We start from the raw sequence: 15,809 nt of genomic DNA, 5'->3' as shown, positions 1-15,809 counted from the left end.
GCGAATAGTTCTACCAACTATTACCCGTCTCTTCATCAACTGTCGAATACACTTTTACTCCAGTTCCACACCAACTTATTATATATCCGCTGTTACTCGTGAGCTCAAAAAGAGCAACATCTTTTTCTGCTTTCTAAAGTCTTTTAGAAACAAAACCTGTTTTAAAAAAAGTAATCAAAACATTTACTAGCTAAAACATTTCCTTCATTTGTTTTATACAAGAAAAGCCCACTCCTTCTAACATCACAGATGAAATAAGCTTTCTAAGTTTGTTAAGTAACGTTATGTTGCCTATCAGTTGAGCATGTATATTAATATGAAATCCTGCTAATTTCTTTATTTGTTGGACTTGGCAAACTTTCAAACGCGTACCCATTAATCCCGGCAAAATCCATCTTTTTACGCAAATCACTGACAAACTGCGTAAAATAAAGGCCACGATCCATGCTGCCCGCATATTTTCTCAAGTCGTAATCGTAGGATAATGAATCGTATATGTGCTGTAAATCATCGACCAGCACCTTTTTCATATCCGCTTTTTTAATAGCTGGATCGATACTGCATTCGTTCACGAGCGCCTGTAATGTTTCCTTGAGCGCATCGTTGTCATAGGACGGGTGGGAGAGTAAAAATTTCAAATCGTACAAGTCTTTAAACCTCGGCCTTACAATCGTTTGATGCAGCTTCCAAGCAACCTGGATGGACAGGGGCACAGTGTACGGAACCAAGAAGCTTTCCCCAATGGCAGGTTGGTACTGTAGCGGAACCGGTTCTGCATCCATTTCCAGGTTAAACGAAATATCCAGATTAAGCTCGTTATAGTCATTCGCTTCCCTTGTTTGACCTGTGAAATAATAGGCAATATCCGTATTAATCGTCGGAAAATCATCTGCCATTGCGTAATCGATATATCTCCAAAACGCATTTTTTCGAAAACTTCTAAACACCACGCCGTCGTTTAGATCCATTTCGGTTACTTGGATCATCCATTGTGTAAATACTTCGTGGGCATGTTCAACATCCCTGATCTTCCCCGCATACAATAAATCGATATCATCCGCGTCCCGAATCTCTCGGTTATCCAAATATTGTCTGGTTAGAAGACTGCCTTTTAATACAAAGGGCATATTCACAAGAGCAATTCTTCTCAACAGTGCTTCCAAAACAATGAGCTCTCTCGCCTCATATTCCAACTCTGCTACATCGTCGTATGTAATCATCATGATCCTCCCTCTACTCATTAGGAAATCCAGCCGCTGTCCAGTTCTTCCCGGCTGTCATAAATGCATAGTTCGTACTGTTCTTTGATTAGCCCGATCTGATTTGCTTGCAAAATGGTATGAATCTTTTCTACTCGGTCATAAAACTGTTTCGGGCTTTCATATTCTCGGACGGTGATAAATCTCACTTTTCCATTCACATTCAAAGAGTTTCTCGAAATATGTCCGCCATGACCCTCACATAAATTTCGTAACGCCGCGACATCATCGACCTGTACTTTGCCATGCCATTCGAAGTAAGGCTTCGAGTTTTTTAGGATGGGCTGGTAAAAGTACGTTTCTTCTTTTGGTGAAATCTCTACTTTTTTTCGGACGATGGTAAAACCGTTGTTTTGAAACGTAGCTGCAATCTTTTCCATCTCTTTATTCGCATCCTGAAAATCTGCTCGCGTGATTACTCCTGTTACCATCGGTTGATTGATGTAATTTCCCTGATCCAAAACGATCATGACCGGTTTCACTTGTTGCGATTGGCAAAGATCGATAAAAGCTTCCTTTTCATCAAGTTGGAGATCGTTGAAGGTAACATGAAACTCAAATTCCATTGCTTCACTCCCTGACTTTCTTGTATGGCACATTCAATTCATTTCCTTTTCTTCCTATTTGTATCGACATAACTTTTCTATTTCTTAACGTTTCGTTTAAATAAAAAAGTAGAGGTACGTTGAAAATCATTTCTCAACATATCTCTACTTTGTATGAGTGCTAGTTGCTAACCATTTAGCTTGGTGGTTGCTGAAAAGTCCAGAGAGTGTACTTTTATGGACCAATGCCCCAAGATTTCATCGAGTCTTAAAGCGTAAGTCCTGAGCTTTGAGCCTAAAGAGCTTTGATACGTAAGTTTTGAAAGCTGAGCTCTCATCTTTGAGCTTTCATCCTCATATTCGCCAAATAATTATAGGATGGCCTAGTTAACCCACTAGGCAAGGGACTCTCGTTTATCAGCTATTCAAATGATTAGCAAATTACACTGTTAATCCACAAGATGGATTTTGGTAATCGTATTGGATTCGCTTAAAATAAAATCGACTTCACACTCAAACTCGTCAATTTCTTTACTAAGCGTATCCATTCTCTCTTTCAATTTCAATGGGTCTACGAGCTTCGCTTCATTCTGCTCTTTAAATGGTTTGGAGATCGCCTCCATTTCTGTATCCTTCACCTTGGAGTCTTTGCCAAAGTTCGCTTCGAGCAGCTTTTCTAAGCGCAGCTGTACTTCTTCATTTTTCTCTTCAACCTGCGTGACAGCGTGGTTGTAATCTCTTCTCATTTTCTCCAGCAGTGATTTCTCATATTGAATGGAGGTTTTTCGCTCGATTGCTTCGGCTACTGTCATTTTCTTGCCGCTAATCGTTACCATTGTCTTCGCGTTGGATTCGACGATTAGCGACTTAATTTTTTGTCTTCTTTTTATTAGATCAATGGTGGATTGGTAGTTGCGTTCTGTTGTTTCCACATACAGTTCTGTTGAAGTATAGCCAGATACGGGCTTCGGTCCAATAGCCGAAGATATGAAAGTCGTTTCATTGATTCCTTTTTGGATTCTTTTATCGAGTAATTTTAATTCTGAGAGTCCTCTTGTGATAGACATTTCCATCGTGTCGTTCCTCCTCGTGGAGTTTTGATAGGAGAATTGTAATGTATATTTTTGGGTACATTTGGTAGTTTACTATACAACTATCTGTTAATAGCTGTCAAACCCATTTACCCATGCAAAAAAACCAGGGCCTACTCTCCCTGGCTATCACATATCACACAAGTCCTTCCATTTTCCCTTTTTGTACCGCGTCATCCCGATTTCGCACGCCGAGCTTGTCATACAGAGCAGACGCATAGTTACGAACGGTCCCGTCTGACAAATACAGCTTGGAAGCGATTGTTTTATAACGCATGCCTTGGGAAAGCATCTGCAAAATCTCCTGCTCTCGCTTCGTTAAACCATAAGCATTCTCGTCTTTTTCGCTTTGTTTCGGCACAACGAGCAAATCTTCCTGTTCGTTTACTGGCTGTCCATCCAGCATTTTATGAAACAGGTCCTGAGCAATCATCGTACCGCCGCGATGGACAAGGCGAATTGTTTCCGCTAGCTCGCGTGATTCAATCGATTTTAAGAGATAGCCGTCTGCACCACTACGCATGATTTCCTTGGCTTTTTCAGTATCCTGAAACGTAGACAGGACAAGAATACGAATACCGGGCCATTTTTCCTTTATTCGTTTTGTCGCAGTAATCCCGTCCATATTCGGCATCTCCAAGTCCATCAGCACTAGGTCTGGTTCTAGCTCCTCGCACAGCTCCACAGCCAGCGCCCCATCCTCGGCTAACCCGACTACCCGCAGGTCCCGCTGTCCCTCGAGTATCGAGCGCAAGCTTTCCCGAATAAACGAGTGATCATCTACGATAACCAAACGAATGATTTCGTCGGCGCTCTCGACCATCCTCGGCACCAAACAAGTAACGAGCGTTCCTTCTCCTCGCTCTGAGAATACGGATACTCTTCCTTGCAAATGAGCCGCCCTCTCTTTCATCGTCGTGATCCCGAAGCCATCCTCCCAATTTTCTACCCCGTGACCGTTATCCTGTACTTCCAGCCTCGTCTGTTGCTGCTCAAAATGCAAGGAAACGACGATGTCCGTAGCGTGCCCGTGGCGTACGGCATTCGTCAATGACTCCTGCAAGCAGCGAAACAAGGTCATTTTCACCTGCTTACCTACAGGATACTCTTCTCCAATCGCACGAAATCGCACATTCACTTTTGCATGTGTCTGAAACTCCTCCGCAAGCTGCCTCAGTGAATGACCCAAGGGAAGCGTCTCTTGCGGTGACCCCATCTGATGCAAGTACCCTCTCACTTCCTTCATGCCTTTTCGCGCAAGCTGCAAGAGGGATTCGAGCTTTTGCAACCCTTCCTGCGACGCTATATCCTGACGTAAGGTTTCCATCCCCATGATGATCGAGACATAGGAATGCCCCATCGTATCATGCAGGTCCTTGGAGAGCCGATCCCGCTCCTCCAGCAGAGTCACTCTCTCAATTTGGGTGAGGTATTGCTCCAACACACTGTTTTGCTTGCGAATAATTTCATTTTGCCGATGATTGACGATGAGCAAATGAAAGGCAAACCCTATCGCATAAGCAAGCCCGACTTGCGAAAAAATCACGAAGACATCAAATACATGAGAAAAAAACATAATCACCAGTGGGATAAAAACAATCGTAATGGGAGCCGACCAGCGAAACGATTTCTCCGCACTATTGGCGGCAATCAAAAAAGCAGGCATCAATAAAGTAAGGTACGCCTCTGGAAACATAGACGTGAGATAAATCGATAATCCGCCAAACAAGAGCATTTCTGCTATCAGATAATAACGATAGCTCAGCATTAAACAAATCCACGGGACGGAAAAAACCATCATTTCCCAAAGTATAACCATCCATAAGGGCAGCGTGAGATAATCTCCAAATTTTACAGTCGTAACGGTCAGTGAAAAGCAACCGATCAGACGTAAAAAAAACATCACCCAGTCATACCAGGCCCATTGTTTCACGATATCTAACAAACCATCATCTCCTAATTGCTTTGAACATCAAGCGCGTGTACCCACCAACTAATTGTACCAGACCATTCCCTAGCTTGGAGCATCCGATCATGAGTATGAGTCCTAAACTCATGATTTGCAATGCCTTCAGCTCTGAATCCACTACGCTCCCGAAAAAATGTATCTCCATGAAAGGATAGAACAACGGTACGATCGCAAAACATACGGGTGCAATGTAGATGAGCACTCCTATCACCAGGCAGATACAGCCTAGGACAAATTTTTTCATCAGCCAATAAACGGATATCCAGTTTTTTACATCCAATAATTCCGCTTTTGCCTGCATCCATTGATTTCCCTTGGCTCTTTGTCTCATTTCCAACGGTTCTATGGAAATATCCGTATAAATCTTCGTCTGAATACGTTCATGCTGGACAAAGGTTTGAGTTGTACGCAACACATTGGTGAGCAATGGAATTCCCACCACGGTAAATGACAAGGCCAAGCCAAGCACGATACTGACCATGTAAAAACATAAATAAAATACTCCCGAGACAAATGTATACAGCAAAAAGATAACATTTTGAAGGTTACGCATGATCGCTCTTTTCATCTAAGCTAATTCTCTCCTATCTATACCTTTTCCGACACGATGGTGACGGTCTGCTATTACCGTAAACCACTGCGCGTCACATGAGCCAGTATCAAAATGTCATATGACAGGCTAAGTATGTCATTTCATCAAAATCTTTTTGTCAGTCGGAAAAGTGATGACAGGAAGTAACTACCGAGTATGACACGAGCTTTGCCATACTGTGTTCAAGCGCTCACTCTTAGAGTCGGTGCGTCAAACCGTATTGCCAACATAAAAAGGAGAATCGTACATGAAAAAAGTAATACAAAAAATGAGTCTCGTCGTTTTTCTTCTCTCCACAACCTTGATTTCCGCATGCACACAGTCGCTCGGTGCTGTTGAATCCACGCAGACTGCTTCCATTGCTACCCAAGGACCGGTGGATGCAAAAGAAATAGAAGCGTTTGCCGATCCACTGTTTGCAAAAAAAATGAAAGAATTTAATGTGGCTGGTTCCAGCTTTGTTGTCGTCCGTGATGGCAAAGTCATCGTGAACAAAGGCTACGGCTTTGCTGACAAGGAAAAGAAAACCCCTGTTGATAAAGACACGGTGTTCCAAATTGGCTCAGTATCGAAAACCTTTACCGCCTTGGCTGCCATGCAGCAAGTAGATGCGGGTAAAATTGACCTGCATGCCAATATAGAGGAATATCTCGGTGGGCTAAAAATTCCGAATAAGACAGGAAAACCAGTCACCATGTACGACTTGCTCGCCTACACACCCGGCTTCGAATTTCCGGACGAAACTACCTTTACCGGTCCACAATACATCGGGCAGGACATCTCGATGGATGAATTCTTTCCAAAGCACATGCCGGTCATCGTCCGACCACCTGGCGAAGTCTATACGTATGATAATACAGGATTCTTGCTCGCTGGCTACGCTGTGGAAAAAACAAGTGGAATCCCCTTTTACCAGTATATGGATGAGAAAGTGTTCAAACCTCTCGGAATGTCCTCGACCAGTGTACGCTTGAAGCCTGAGCTCATGAAGAGAATGGCTACCAATTACTTTAATACTGGCGAGCAACGTCCGCTAGAAGGAACCAATCCAACTGATGGTCCGCAGGGAAGCATTATATCAACAGCAGATGACATGGCAAAGTACATGATCATGCACCTGCAAAACGGAAAATTTGACGGCAAGGAAATCGTCAGCCAGAAAAGCTTGGATTTGATGCATACGCACCAGTATTCCGAGGGTGACATCCCGATCACAACCTTAGGCTTTGAAAACTATTTTCCAGAGTATGCAAATGGTCAGAAAGTTGTTTTGAAGGGCGGAAACATGCCAGGCCATTCTTCCCTGATGGTATTGATCCCGGAACATAAAACCGGCTTTTTCATGTCCTACAACAATGATTCAATGGTTAGCGCTGATATTTACAAAGAATTCATGGATCATTATTTCCCAGAAACAGAGAAAAAAGCTGAGCCTGTTTACATGACCTTGAGTGAAGCGGATGCGCAAAAATATTTCGGGCTGTATCAAAATACACGTGCCTATTGGACACGCACTTCTATTACCTATGAGAATGGATCACTCGTGCTTGAGAGTGAGGCAACCGGAAAACAAAAACTGCGAATGATTAAACCATTGCTATTTGAAGATGAGACAGGCGAAAAAGTCGCGTTCAAGGAAGACAAAAACGGTAACATCAACTACTTCTATTATACAACAGCAATAGGCGTTAACATTGCTGGCGAATCTCAAAGAATGGAAATGGAAAAGACCTACTCAGACGTCCCAAACACTAGCAGCTATAAGACCCATATCAACAACCTCAGCGCCCTTTCCATTATGGGAGCGAAATCAGGAAGTAAATTTGATCCTACAGGGACCATGACACAAGGCGAATTTGCTGACACCCTGATCAAAGCAGAAGGCCATTACGTAATGGCCGGGAGTGAAGACGTGCTTAGACAGCAATTGGCCGCAGGTATCCCTAATTTGAACCCATCGGCACCAATCACAAGACAAGTCGCTGCTGCCATGATCCAAAATTTAAAGCAGCTTGAACCTGTGGCAACCAACAAAGTGACGCTACAAGACACAGCCGACGCATGGGCAAAAGATGCGATCACTGCTCTTGTTTCACAAGGCATCGTCGATCCTGACACGAAGGTAAACGCAGATGGCTCATTCAATTTCCGCTCAAAAGATTTACTGAAGCGTCAAGAAGCCAGTGCCTTGCTTGACTTAGCATTTGGTTACTATTCATTGCCGATTAAACGATAAGCATCCTTTTCCTCTTTTTGGGATAAAGTAGGGACACGTTGTATACCCTACTCCTTTGAGGGAGGTGACTGGTCGTGGAAAATAGCGATAAACACAGGGGACAAGCTGAGCAAAAAGTTTCAAGTGACTTGAATGAGAAGGAAATCGAGCTTCAGCATCAATTTCAAATGTTCCCTACCCCTGATGAAAAACGCGCTTCAAAAGTGATTACGGAGTTGAAAGATTAATAACTACTCTCCCCCACTTTAAGGCTGTCGAGAAACTCGGCAGTCTTTTTTCATGAAAAACAAATGGAAAAAGACTGTCCGTTCCGAGTATGGCAAGGTGGATATTCAAGTCCCTCGTGATCGTAAGGGAGAATCTGTGCCTACAAATACCGTGGTCGTATGCGAATACAATAACTTTCGTCATAAATGCAAAACGGATGGTAACGCTCATAGAAAAAATGCAGCCCGCCTCCTACAGGAGTTGGTCTGCATTTTTTGGAATCATTGGTGAAGACTCTAGCTTCAACCAGAACCCTACTTTTGCAGTGCTCTCATTAAGACCCTACGGGGTGAATATTCCATGAAAAGGTGTGTTTTATGGATTTTAGGGATTGAGCCATACATTACCACCATTGTAGTTAACGGTTACATAGTTTGTATCCTGCCCTATTATGTTACCATTATTATCATATGCACCCAGCCAAACTCTATATGGGCCTGGTGGCACTTCAGGGAGACTTATGCTATCCCCGTAGACCCACTTGTGCTCAATACGCTCGCCTTTAACATAGAGAATGTTATTAGTGTCCGTATTTCTTATGGACAATTGGTAATGGTGAGCTCCCGATTTTTGAGTCCATCCAACATAAAGATTGGCTGATTGTGGTTGAATACTTCCTGTAAGAGGTGCTTTAGCCGTTGATACACGATCTCCCTGAGAAGCAAATGCAGCACCAGTTCCCAATGATAGCACCATAGCTGCCGAAAGAACAGAAAAAGCAAAACGTTTCAACATCAGAACAACCTCCTCAAATTTTGTAATACTCACTCCGTACTATCAACTCAACCTGTAAGGCATCCAGCTATGCTTTTCACCTCCTTCAGTACCTTCAACCTCTTCTGATTATTATTGTAATCCATATTTTTCCATTTTTCACCGAAAACGCTATTTCGGAATCCCGTATTTCTTTTGCGCTCCCCGCAATCATTCTTCCAAAATAGAAAAAGAGCGCTCGACTTTTCACAAGTACAAACGCTCTTCTCTCCAAACGACTACCTAACTACCAGCTCTGTTCAGAGATGATTCCCCTTTTGATAGCTTCGCTGATCGCCTCTGCCCGCGACCGTACCTGCAACTTTCCAAAGATGCGCGTCAACTGGTACTCCACGTTGCGCTGGCTCATCAGCAAGATCTCCGACAGTTCTTTGTTGCTTCGCCCTTTTGCAATTTCGAGCAGAATTTGCTGCTCCCGCTCGTTTATGGACACCTCTTCCAGTTGATCCTCTCCTGTACAAAGCCGTACGCTGTTTCGTCTTAATTGTTTAAACAAAGGAATCGGAATAACGGTTTCATTGCGCACTGTGCATCGGATGGCTTCGATCATCTGCTCTCTTGTGGATGTTTTGCTGACAAAACCGGAGACACCCGCCTCTACCAGTTTGTTAAAGTACGGCTCAATTTCAAAGCCTGTGTAGATGATGATGAGCGGATTGGGTTTGATGCTCATGATGCGCTTGGTCAGCTCCAAGCCGTTGATTACGGGCATGTGCAAATCAAACAGCATCACATCAAAGTCAATGATTTTGACCAACTCCAATGCCTCCATCCCGGAAGACACCGCGCTTACCGTAAAATCTTGCTCCTCCTCAAACATGACTTTTGTTCCTTCCCGAACGGAGGGATGATCATCGACCAACAACAGATTCATCATGGATAAATCTCCTTTCCATCCAATAAAAGTGTATCGGCAATCCTATCTACGGGCAGTGTGACATGAACATCAAAACCTTTTCCCACATCGGTTTGAAAAAGGATTGTCCCCCGCAAACAGCGCACCCGCTCTTGAATCCCCACGATACCCATGTGAGAAAAGGTTGATCGTAGCTCCGTTTCAGCCATGCCTTGTCCGTTATCGGAATAGTGCAGGATCAGGTGTTCGTTGTTGCAATCCAACGTGATGTGGACGCTGGATGCACAGGCGTGTTTAGCAGCATTTCGCAACAATTCCTGTACAATCCGATACAGACTGATCGAGATTTCCGGATCGAGATCAGAAGGGATCTCACCTTTCGCAAACGTGATCGTAAAGTTCTCTTGTTGCTGGGTGTAAGAAATCAAGCCCTCCAGCACTTCTACAATGCCCATCTCCTGCAAAAATGGCGGACGTAACTCGTTACAAACTTGACGGATTTGATAGATGACATCCAAGAGTCCTTCTCGGATGTGTGTTAGCTCACTAGCGACCGCTTCTGGTGTTCTCGTGTCCGTAATCAGCTTATCCAGCCTTCGGTACCAAACAATTTGCTCCTGTAACGCAGAATCGTGCAGATCGCTTGCCAGTCGGCGCCTTTCCTTCTCAGACATGCGAAAAAACAAGCGAAGGAGCCACGGTGACACCCCTTTTTGCTTTTGTAGCGATTCCTCTAGCTCGTCTGACAGCTTCTCAATCAAAAAAAGATTTTCATAGACAAGACCTACATATCTGATCATTGTTTTTATCCATATGATTTCGTCGATATTGTATTGTGTCTGGTTGGGCTTGTTTTGCAACCAGACAAATGCCAAATTCTGATTTCGCTCCCCCATATGGATAAACACACCGCTCTCATCGGTAACGATGTCCCCAATCTTCATGACGCTATTTTTTTGAAGAACCTGAATAATATTCTCCGTCGGCGGAGCTGGATAGCCTTCCAGCCAATGTACCTTCCTCTGGTTCGGTTCAATCTCTGCGATGGAAACGGCTTTTACTTGCAACGTGTCACGTATTTCGGCAAGCAAGCGTTCATCCAGTTCTACCACCTTCATCACTCTCATGATCTCTCGTGAAAAGCGATCCAGGCTTGACTGGAAATTGAGTTTTTCTCGAAACAAAATGTGCCTTAGTTCATAGTCCAACGTCTCTTTCGCAAAAAAGAGCAGCGTAATAATCAGATAAGTCGCCAGTGACAGCTGAAGCCAGCTCACCATTCCATTAGGAGAATAGCCGATCACATACATGCAAATCAGCAAGATCAACACTGACGGCAACAGTGACAGCAGGAGATAATACTTTAATCGGTTCAACAAAAAATCAATATCAAGAAGCTGTTTCGCTGTCACCAAATAATAAAAAGAGACAGGCAAGTAAAACAGAAACGAGACCGCTATCTCCGTCTGGATCAATTCAAAACCAAAGAGCGTTTTCGGCAAGGTCACCAGCGCTACATAAGGGAAATAGGATACACATATCCCGGTGAGCATGACCTTCATGATCGCTTCTTTTCGTGTTCGTCGGTAATGGAAATATTGTAATAAAATAACAATGAGATTAATCAAGAATACAATGGAGTAAAAGGTCAGCTTGACTACATACACCGTCAGGAAGTATTCCTTCATCTTTGCAAATGAAACGAAGCTTTCCGCAACATAGAGGAGCGTGCTTGTGAAGTATACGAGAGTCAATAGGATGCGCCCTCTCGTGTGGAGGAGGTCAAAATAGCTGAGAAGAAAATGCAGTAATAAAACGAGGCAGAACAAAACACCCAGCGTATTTCCAAGCCGAATGATCATGTCCCCCAAGCCAGCGGTAGCGCCTGATACATAGCCACACCCGGTCGCCAGAAAAAACAGAATTAACGTGATCGAAGGAACATTTTTTGCCTCTGTCTTCTGGAGTAAAAATATAGAAAAGAGAAGCAGCATGACAAAAATAATGCCTGGCAGAATCACACAGTACACCAGATACGAAATGCTGTGCTCATTTTGTACATGATGCACAATCCGCTTCCCGTCTTTTAAGACTTCCAATGTATCTGCCGTACCAATCTTCCCAAACCGTGAAACGGAGATGTCCTCATCGGGAGAATGACCATCTATTTTTATAATCCTATCACCTGTAGCTATGTCATTCTCCTCTGCCCACTGACTTGCATTGTACTCCGATACGACGTTGTCTGAAACGATCCAAGCCCCGTCAGGCATTTTCTCTACATATATGTTCACGAGCGTTTTGGTAAAGGCTAAATAACTCGCATAGCTTGCAAACAAGCCTGCCAGTACAAAAAGGACGATAAAAAGCCATTGCTTCTTACTTAATTGCATTCGGCTGGATCTCCTTTACCACGATCATTTTGAATGAATCTACTTTTGTGAAACATAACATAAATTACCTTATTTTACCAATTTCTCCCCATAAGGTCTACTTTCCTTCGGCTGCACAAAAAACAGGTCAATCATGGTGGTATCTGACCATAATCGACCTGTTTAATTTAACGCAATAGCGTTATTTACGGGTATTACATGGGTTATACGTATTATTGGTTGAATGATGGGTTCATTCATCACCCACCCCAACAACCGCCTATTCGTTATCGTCTAAGGAAATAAATAGTTGTGATTCATTTCCCAGTTCATCAGATGAAATAAAAGTATACACGACACCGTCGAGTTTATAATCAATTTTATAAGTCACATTATCTTCTGTTGAGATCCACGTTTTCTTGACCTGTGCATTTTCAAGTTTACTGAGTATATCTTTAAAATTCATTCCTGGCATTGCACCCTTTACATTAGCATTTCTAATGTTTGTAGCCTTGTTTACATTCAGGTAGGTTGGATTTATATCATCAGTATCATTTGGAAAAATGAATGATACCCCTAAGCTTTTCACAAATACAAACGGAAATACCATATGGGATTCCATAACTGAAATAGTCCCTGTTTCATTGTCTTTCTCCGTTATTGTTGAGATGTTTGATTTTGTTGAGTTTAAATACTGTTTTAGTTCTTTGGTAGATAAGTCTGTTGTTTTCGTATTCGAAGCTTGATTTTCAGTAGTAATTAATCCCTCTGTTTTGTTCACAGGCGTAACCTGTTGACTCATTTCGGATGTATTAGAGTTAGGCTTTTGGGAATTACAAGCAGAAAAGACTATCGTCGCTGATAGTAGGATTAAAGTAACTAACAATTTTTTCATTGCTTAATCTCCCTCAATCAAAAGATCTGAAAATGTCTTGCCAATCACCGAATGCACTTTGATAACTTCCACTTCTTACCTACCCTTGCTCTTGAGCGAGAGTAGCTAAAATGACTTTGGATTAATACCTTTTTCTATCCTCTTTCTACCAAACTTTTATTCTTATTATTCATAATATCGGTAATTTGTTGCAGTGTTAATGAGTTCGAATCTCTAAATTCTGTATCAGTAATAGTTCGTTCTTTTTGACAGTCTCCCCGTACCGGTTAACGTAAGGATATATTCCTGTACTACCCATCCCTTTATCCATAAGCTGCTCGTATACAGCTCGTGCCTAAGCAATAGACCTCATTTACTTTTCTACTTCCTGTGCGAGTTGCTGGTTCTTCAACTCTTCTTCCACTACCTGTTCACGTTTTGCCATTCGAAACTTTGCATATAAGCATTGTGAATGCTTTAAATTTTTTTATTAACACATAATTCAGCTAGTAAGGTTTCACTAATAATGTCGATTTGTTTATCTAAATCACCTGCTATAAACCCACACAAAGCATTATTCCTACTTTCGATGTAAAAGCTAATGCCGTCTTTAAAACCTATATGATGGGTCAGGTCACTAAACCATGCTCTTTGAAAATCATATGTTTTCGAAAATTTATCAATTATGCTAAGAACATCCGATTCATTGTGCCTCTTTATTGCTTCTTTAAGCATGTTAGGTGATCCAGTAAACATTATACACTTATCATAATTTAAACTTTCATATTTACTAAATGCACATTGAAATAACAATTTTTCAAAGTTATCTGCAAAATAGCTTACAAACTGGCTGTCTTCATTAGTCATAATAATCTGAGGATTATCAGTTTGGGTAAAATCAAATGATAGTTGACCATCAAATAATTCTTTTTGAAAAAAATGTATATATTTATCACTTAAAGTGTCTGGTGCTTCCTCATGTATCGCTTCATAAGAATCAATTATCTCAGAAATTGAAGCGTATCCTGGAAGTTGAGTTTTAAGTAAACCCTTATCATCCTGCCCCATATAATGTAAATAAATCTCATATTCTTTAGGATAATGATAGATATAATTATTAATTTGCGTTAGATTTTTTAGCGTATCTATGCTCTCTTTTTTTGCTGGTTCTATTTCATTTATCCATTTCTCATCAAATCTTGATATATATTTTGATAATCGTTCAAAAAGATTTGTACAATCTCCTATGGGTGGAATGTGATTGCTTTTTATTGGCATTTGCATATTTCATGTACTCCTCTATATTTTTTATATCTCTACACGTTAAACATGGATTCATTTGGTTTGAATCTTGTGCGTATGGATACGGATTTTCTTTTTTAGATGAGCGCCAAACAGTATCCATGCCTGCTATTTTACTTTGGTATCATGTGCAGCATTTACTACTTTTGATTTTGCAGTAGTCTCTGGAGTTCTAGGTGGGTATGAAGCCACGTTTCCCGTCCCCTCAGTATCCCTCTGCTCTTTTTCTCTTTTCTCTCCCGTTCTGCCTTCCCAATCCCTACCACGATGAGTCCCTCCATCCCATACAAAATAGGCTCATTCCTCCTCGTCGTTTAGGTGGAATAAGCCTTTTAAAGTTTATCAAGTGTTTGGTTTGTTGGTTGTATTGTAACGATCTTATTGTTGGGATTGTAAATGTATTTACAAAATATATCTTGGCAAATCATTATTTAAATAACAACTCACATACAATTTTCAAAAATCCACCTTTTTGCTTGTTCATTATCTAAGGTTATTGGTTCCTCTGGCGTTCCAATATTTATACTTATAATATTAGCCTTCTCAATTCCCTTAACATTTTTGAAGCTTGCACCCTTTACTAAAACATCTTCAAAAAAAGAATCTTCAATGTTTGCATTATCCAGTTTTGAATTTCTAAAGTCTACACTACTAAAATAACAAACATTTAACTCAGCATTCGAAAGATCAGCCCCTAAAAAAATGGTCTCTGCACTTTCACAATCTGTAAATTTTGAGTTTCGAAGATTAGAGTAACTAAAATCCGCATATGAAACATAACCTTTATAGAAGTTAGCCCCCTGTAAATAAGCATTTCTAAACGTTGAAGAATATAGCCAAGTTAAAATAAAATTTCCTTTTTCTAAATTCATACTATCAAACGAACATTCAATTAACCTAGCTTCTTTAAAGGAAAAATTGGACAAGTCGAGACCTTCCAGATTTATTTCGTCAAGTACCAATTTCTCCCCCTCCCTCCCCACTGAATCTAACCATACTTGATGAAATTCAAATTTTTTAATTATGTTTTTTTCATCTACCATTCTAATCACCCTTTTTATGGATACCAAATAATCCTATCTGCAATACCTTCCTTACTCACTGCATCTTTTAGTTGAGCAACATGTTCCGGGATCAGCCCTCTAGTATCAATTATTAAATTGATGTCTTTATTTAATTTTTTATACATATTTTCTAGTGTTCTTTTCACACTAAATGCTCCCTTTTTAGGGTTTGTGTGACCATTAGGATAAGATTCATAACTCTTAACATCCCAACGTTGCTTAGTAGGTGATGATTCATCATAGAATTCAGCACCACCAGAATCCCTTTTAATTTTGCCTAGTTCCCCTCTTTCTTCTACAGCTAAACCTACTTCTCTTTCCTTTTCGCCTTGTTCATCTAAAACATATCCCCTATCTGGGTCTGTAGCCAAATCATCCAATTCCTTTTGGCTTCTACCCCCAGTATAATTTCCATCCTTATCATACAGGTTAGGCTTATTACCTTCACCCGTCCCTTCAGTATCCCTCTGCTCTTGTTCCCTTCGCTCTCTTTCTTCTCTTTCTCTTCTCTCTCTTTCTTCTCTTTCTTTTCTCTCTCTTTCTTCTCTTTCTTTTCTCTCCCTTTCTTCTCTCTCTTTTTCTTCACGTTCCTTCCTCTCGCGCTCTTT

Annotated in this window: 13 protein-coding genes and 1 pseudogene; 2 read left to right on the top strand and 12 right to left on the bottom strand. The window is 41.4% G+C overall.

From position 1 onward, the window contains the following. Positions 1–311: 311 nt before the first annotated feature. The 5 genes from HP401_RS23785 to HP401_RS23765 form a co-directional block, all read right to left on the bottom strand. On the bottom strand, positions 312–1,223 hold the full coding sequence (locus HP401_RS23785; protein ID WP_254457167.1) for a nucleotidyl transferase AbiEii/AbiGii toxin family protein: 912 nt from the start codon (positions 1,221–1,223) through the stop codon (positions 312–314). 17 nt (positions 1,224–1,240) lie between these two features. After that, positions 1,241–1,825 (bottom strand): hypothetical protein, encoded by a 585-nt coding sequence (locus HP401_RS23780; RefSeq protein ID WP_173606799.1) that lies wholly within the window; start codon positions 1,823–1,825, stop codon positions 1,241–1,243. 428 nt (positions 1,826–2,253) lie between these two features. Beyond that, positions 2,254–2,877 (bottom strand): hypothetical protein, encoded by a 624-nt coding sequence (locus tag HP401_RS23775; protein ID WP_173606798.1) that lies wholly within the window; start codon positions 2,875–2,877, stop codon positions 2,254–2,256. 154 nt (positions 2,878–3,031) lie between these two features. Next, a complete protein-coding gene (locus HP401_RS23770; protein ID WP_173606797.1) occupies positions 3,032–4,840 on the bottom strand; it encodes a helix-turn-helix transcriptional regulator in 1,809 nt (602 codons plus the stop codon). 4 nt (positions 4,841–4,844) lie between these two features. Beyond that, complete coding sequence (locus tag HP401_RS23765; protein WP_173606796.1) at positions 4,845–5,432, bottom strand: sensor domain-containing protein; 588 nt, start codon at positions 5,430–5,432, stop codon at positions 4,845–4,847. 271 nt (positions 5,433–5,703) lie between these two features. Here HP401_RS23765 and HP401_RS23760 point away from each other — a divergent pair, with 271 nt between their 5' ends. Further along, complete coding sequence (locus tag HP401_RS23760; RefSeq protein ID WP_173606795.1) at positions 5,704–7,692, top strand: serine hydrolase domain-containing protein; 1,989 nt, start codon at positions 5,704–5,706, stop codon at positions 7,690–7,692. 74 nt (positions 7,693–7,766) lie between these two features. After that, complete coding sequence (locus tag HP401_RS23755; protein WP_172141946.1) at positions 7,767–7,919, top strand: hypothetical protein; 153 nt, start codon at positions 7,767–7,769, stop codon at positions 7,917–7,919. A 364-nt stretch (positions 7,920–8,283) separates the two neighbouring features. On the opposite strand, the gene HP401_RS23750 is transcribed toward HP401_RS23755, so the two are convergent. The 7 genes and pseudogenes from HP401_RS23750 to HP401_RS23720 form a co-directional block, all read right to left on the bottom strand. Continuing rightward, positions 8,284–8,694 (bottom strand): hypothetical protein, encoded by a 411-nt coding sequence (locus tag HP401_RS23750; protein ID WP_173606794.1) that lies wholly within the window; start codon positions 8,692–8,694, stop codon positions 8,284–8,286. A gap of 265 nt (positions 8,695–8,959) precedes the next feature. After that, on the bottom strand, positions 8,960–9,610 hold the full coding sequence (locus HP401_RS23745; RefSeq protein WP_173606793.1) for a response regulator transcription factor: 651 nt from the start codon (positions 9,608–9,610) through the stop codon (positions 8,960–8,962). Further along, positions 9,607–11,982, bottom strand: a complete 2,376-nt coding sequence (locus HP401_RS23740; RefSeq protein ID WP_173606792.1) for an ATP-binding protein — start codon at positions 11,980–11,982, stop codon at positions 9,607–9,609. Before HP401_RS23740 ends, HP401_RS23745 begins: the two co-directional genes overlap by 4 nt. A 259-nt stretch (positions 11,983–12,241) precedes the next feature. Beyond that, on the bottom strand, positions 12,242–12,856 hold the full coding sequence (locus tag HP401_RS23735) for a hypothetical protein (RefSeq protein WP_173606791.1): 615 nt from the start codon (positions 12,854–12,856) through the stop codon (positions 12,242–12,244). 456 nt (positions 12,857–13,312) lie between these two features. After that, positions 13,313–14,119, bottom strand: a complete 807-nt coding sequence (locus HP401_RS23730; RefSeq protein WP_173606790.1) for an SMI1/KNR4 family protein — start codon at positions 14,117–14,119, stop codon at positions 13,313–13,315. 461 nt (positions 14,120–14,580) lie between these two features. Continuing rightward, entirely contained in the window at positions 14,581–15,180 is a 600-nt protein-coding gene (locus HP401_RS23725) for a pentapeptide repeat-containing protein (protein ID WP_173606789.1), read from the bottom strand. A gap of 14 nt (positions 15,181–15,194) precedes the next feature. Next, a pseudogene (locus tag HP401_RS23720) lies at positions 15,195–15,809 on the bottom strand (hypothetical protein); the annotation flags it as partial.

The sequence above is a fragment of the Brevibacillus sp. HB2.2 genome (assembly GCF_013284275.1).
Classification (GTDB): Bacteria; Bacillota; Bacilli; order Brevibacillales; family Brevibacillaceae; genus Brevibacillus; species Brevibacillus brevis_D.
Note: the sequence above shows the minus strand (reverse complement) of the source record. Positions and strands in the feature narration are given on the sequence as shown.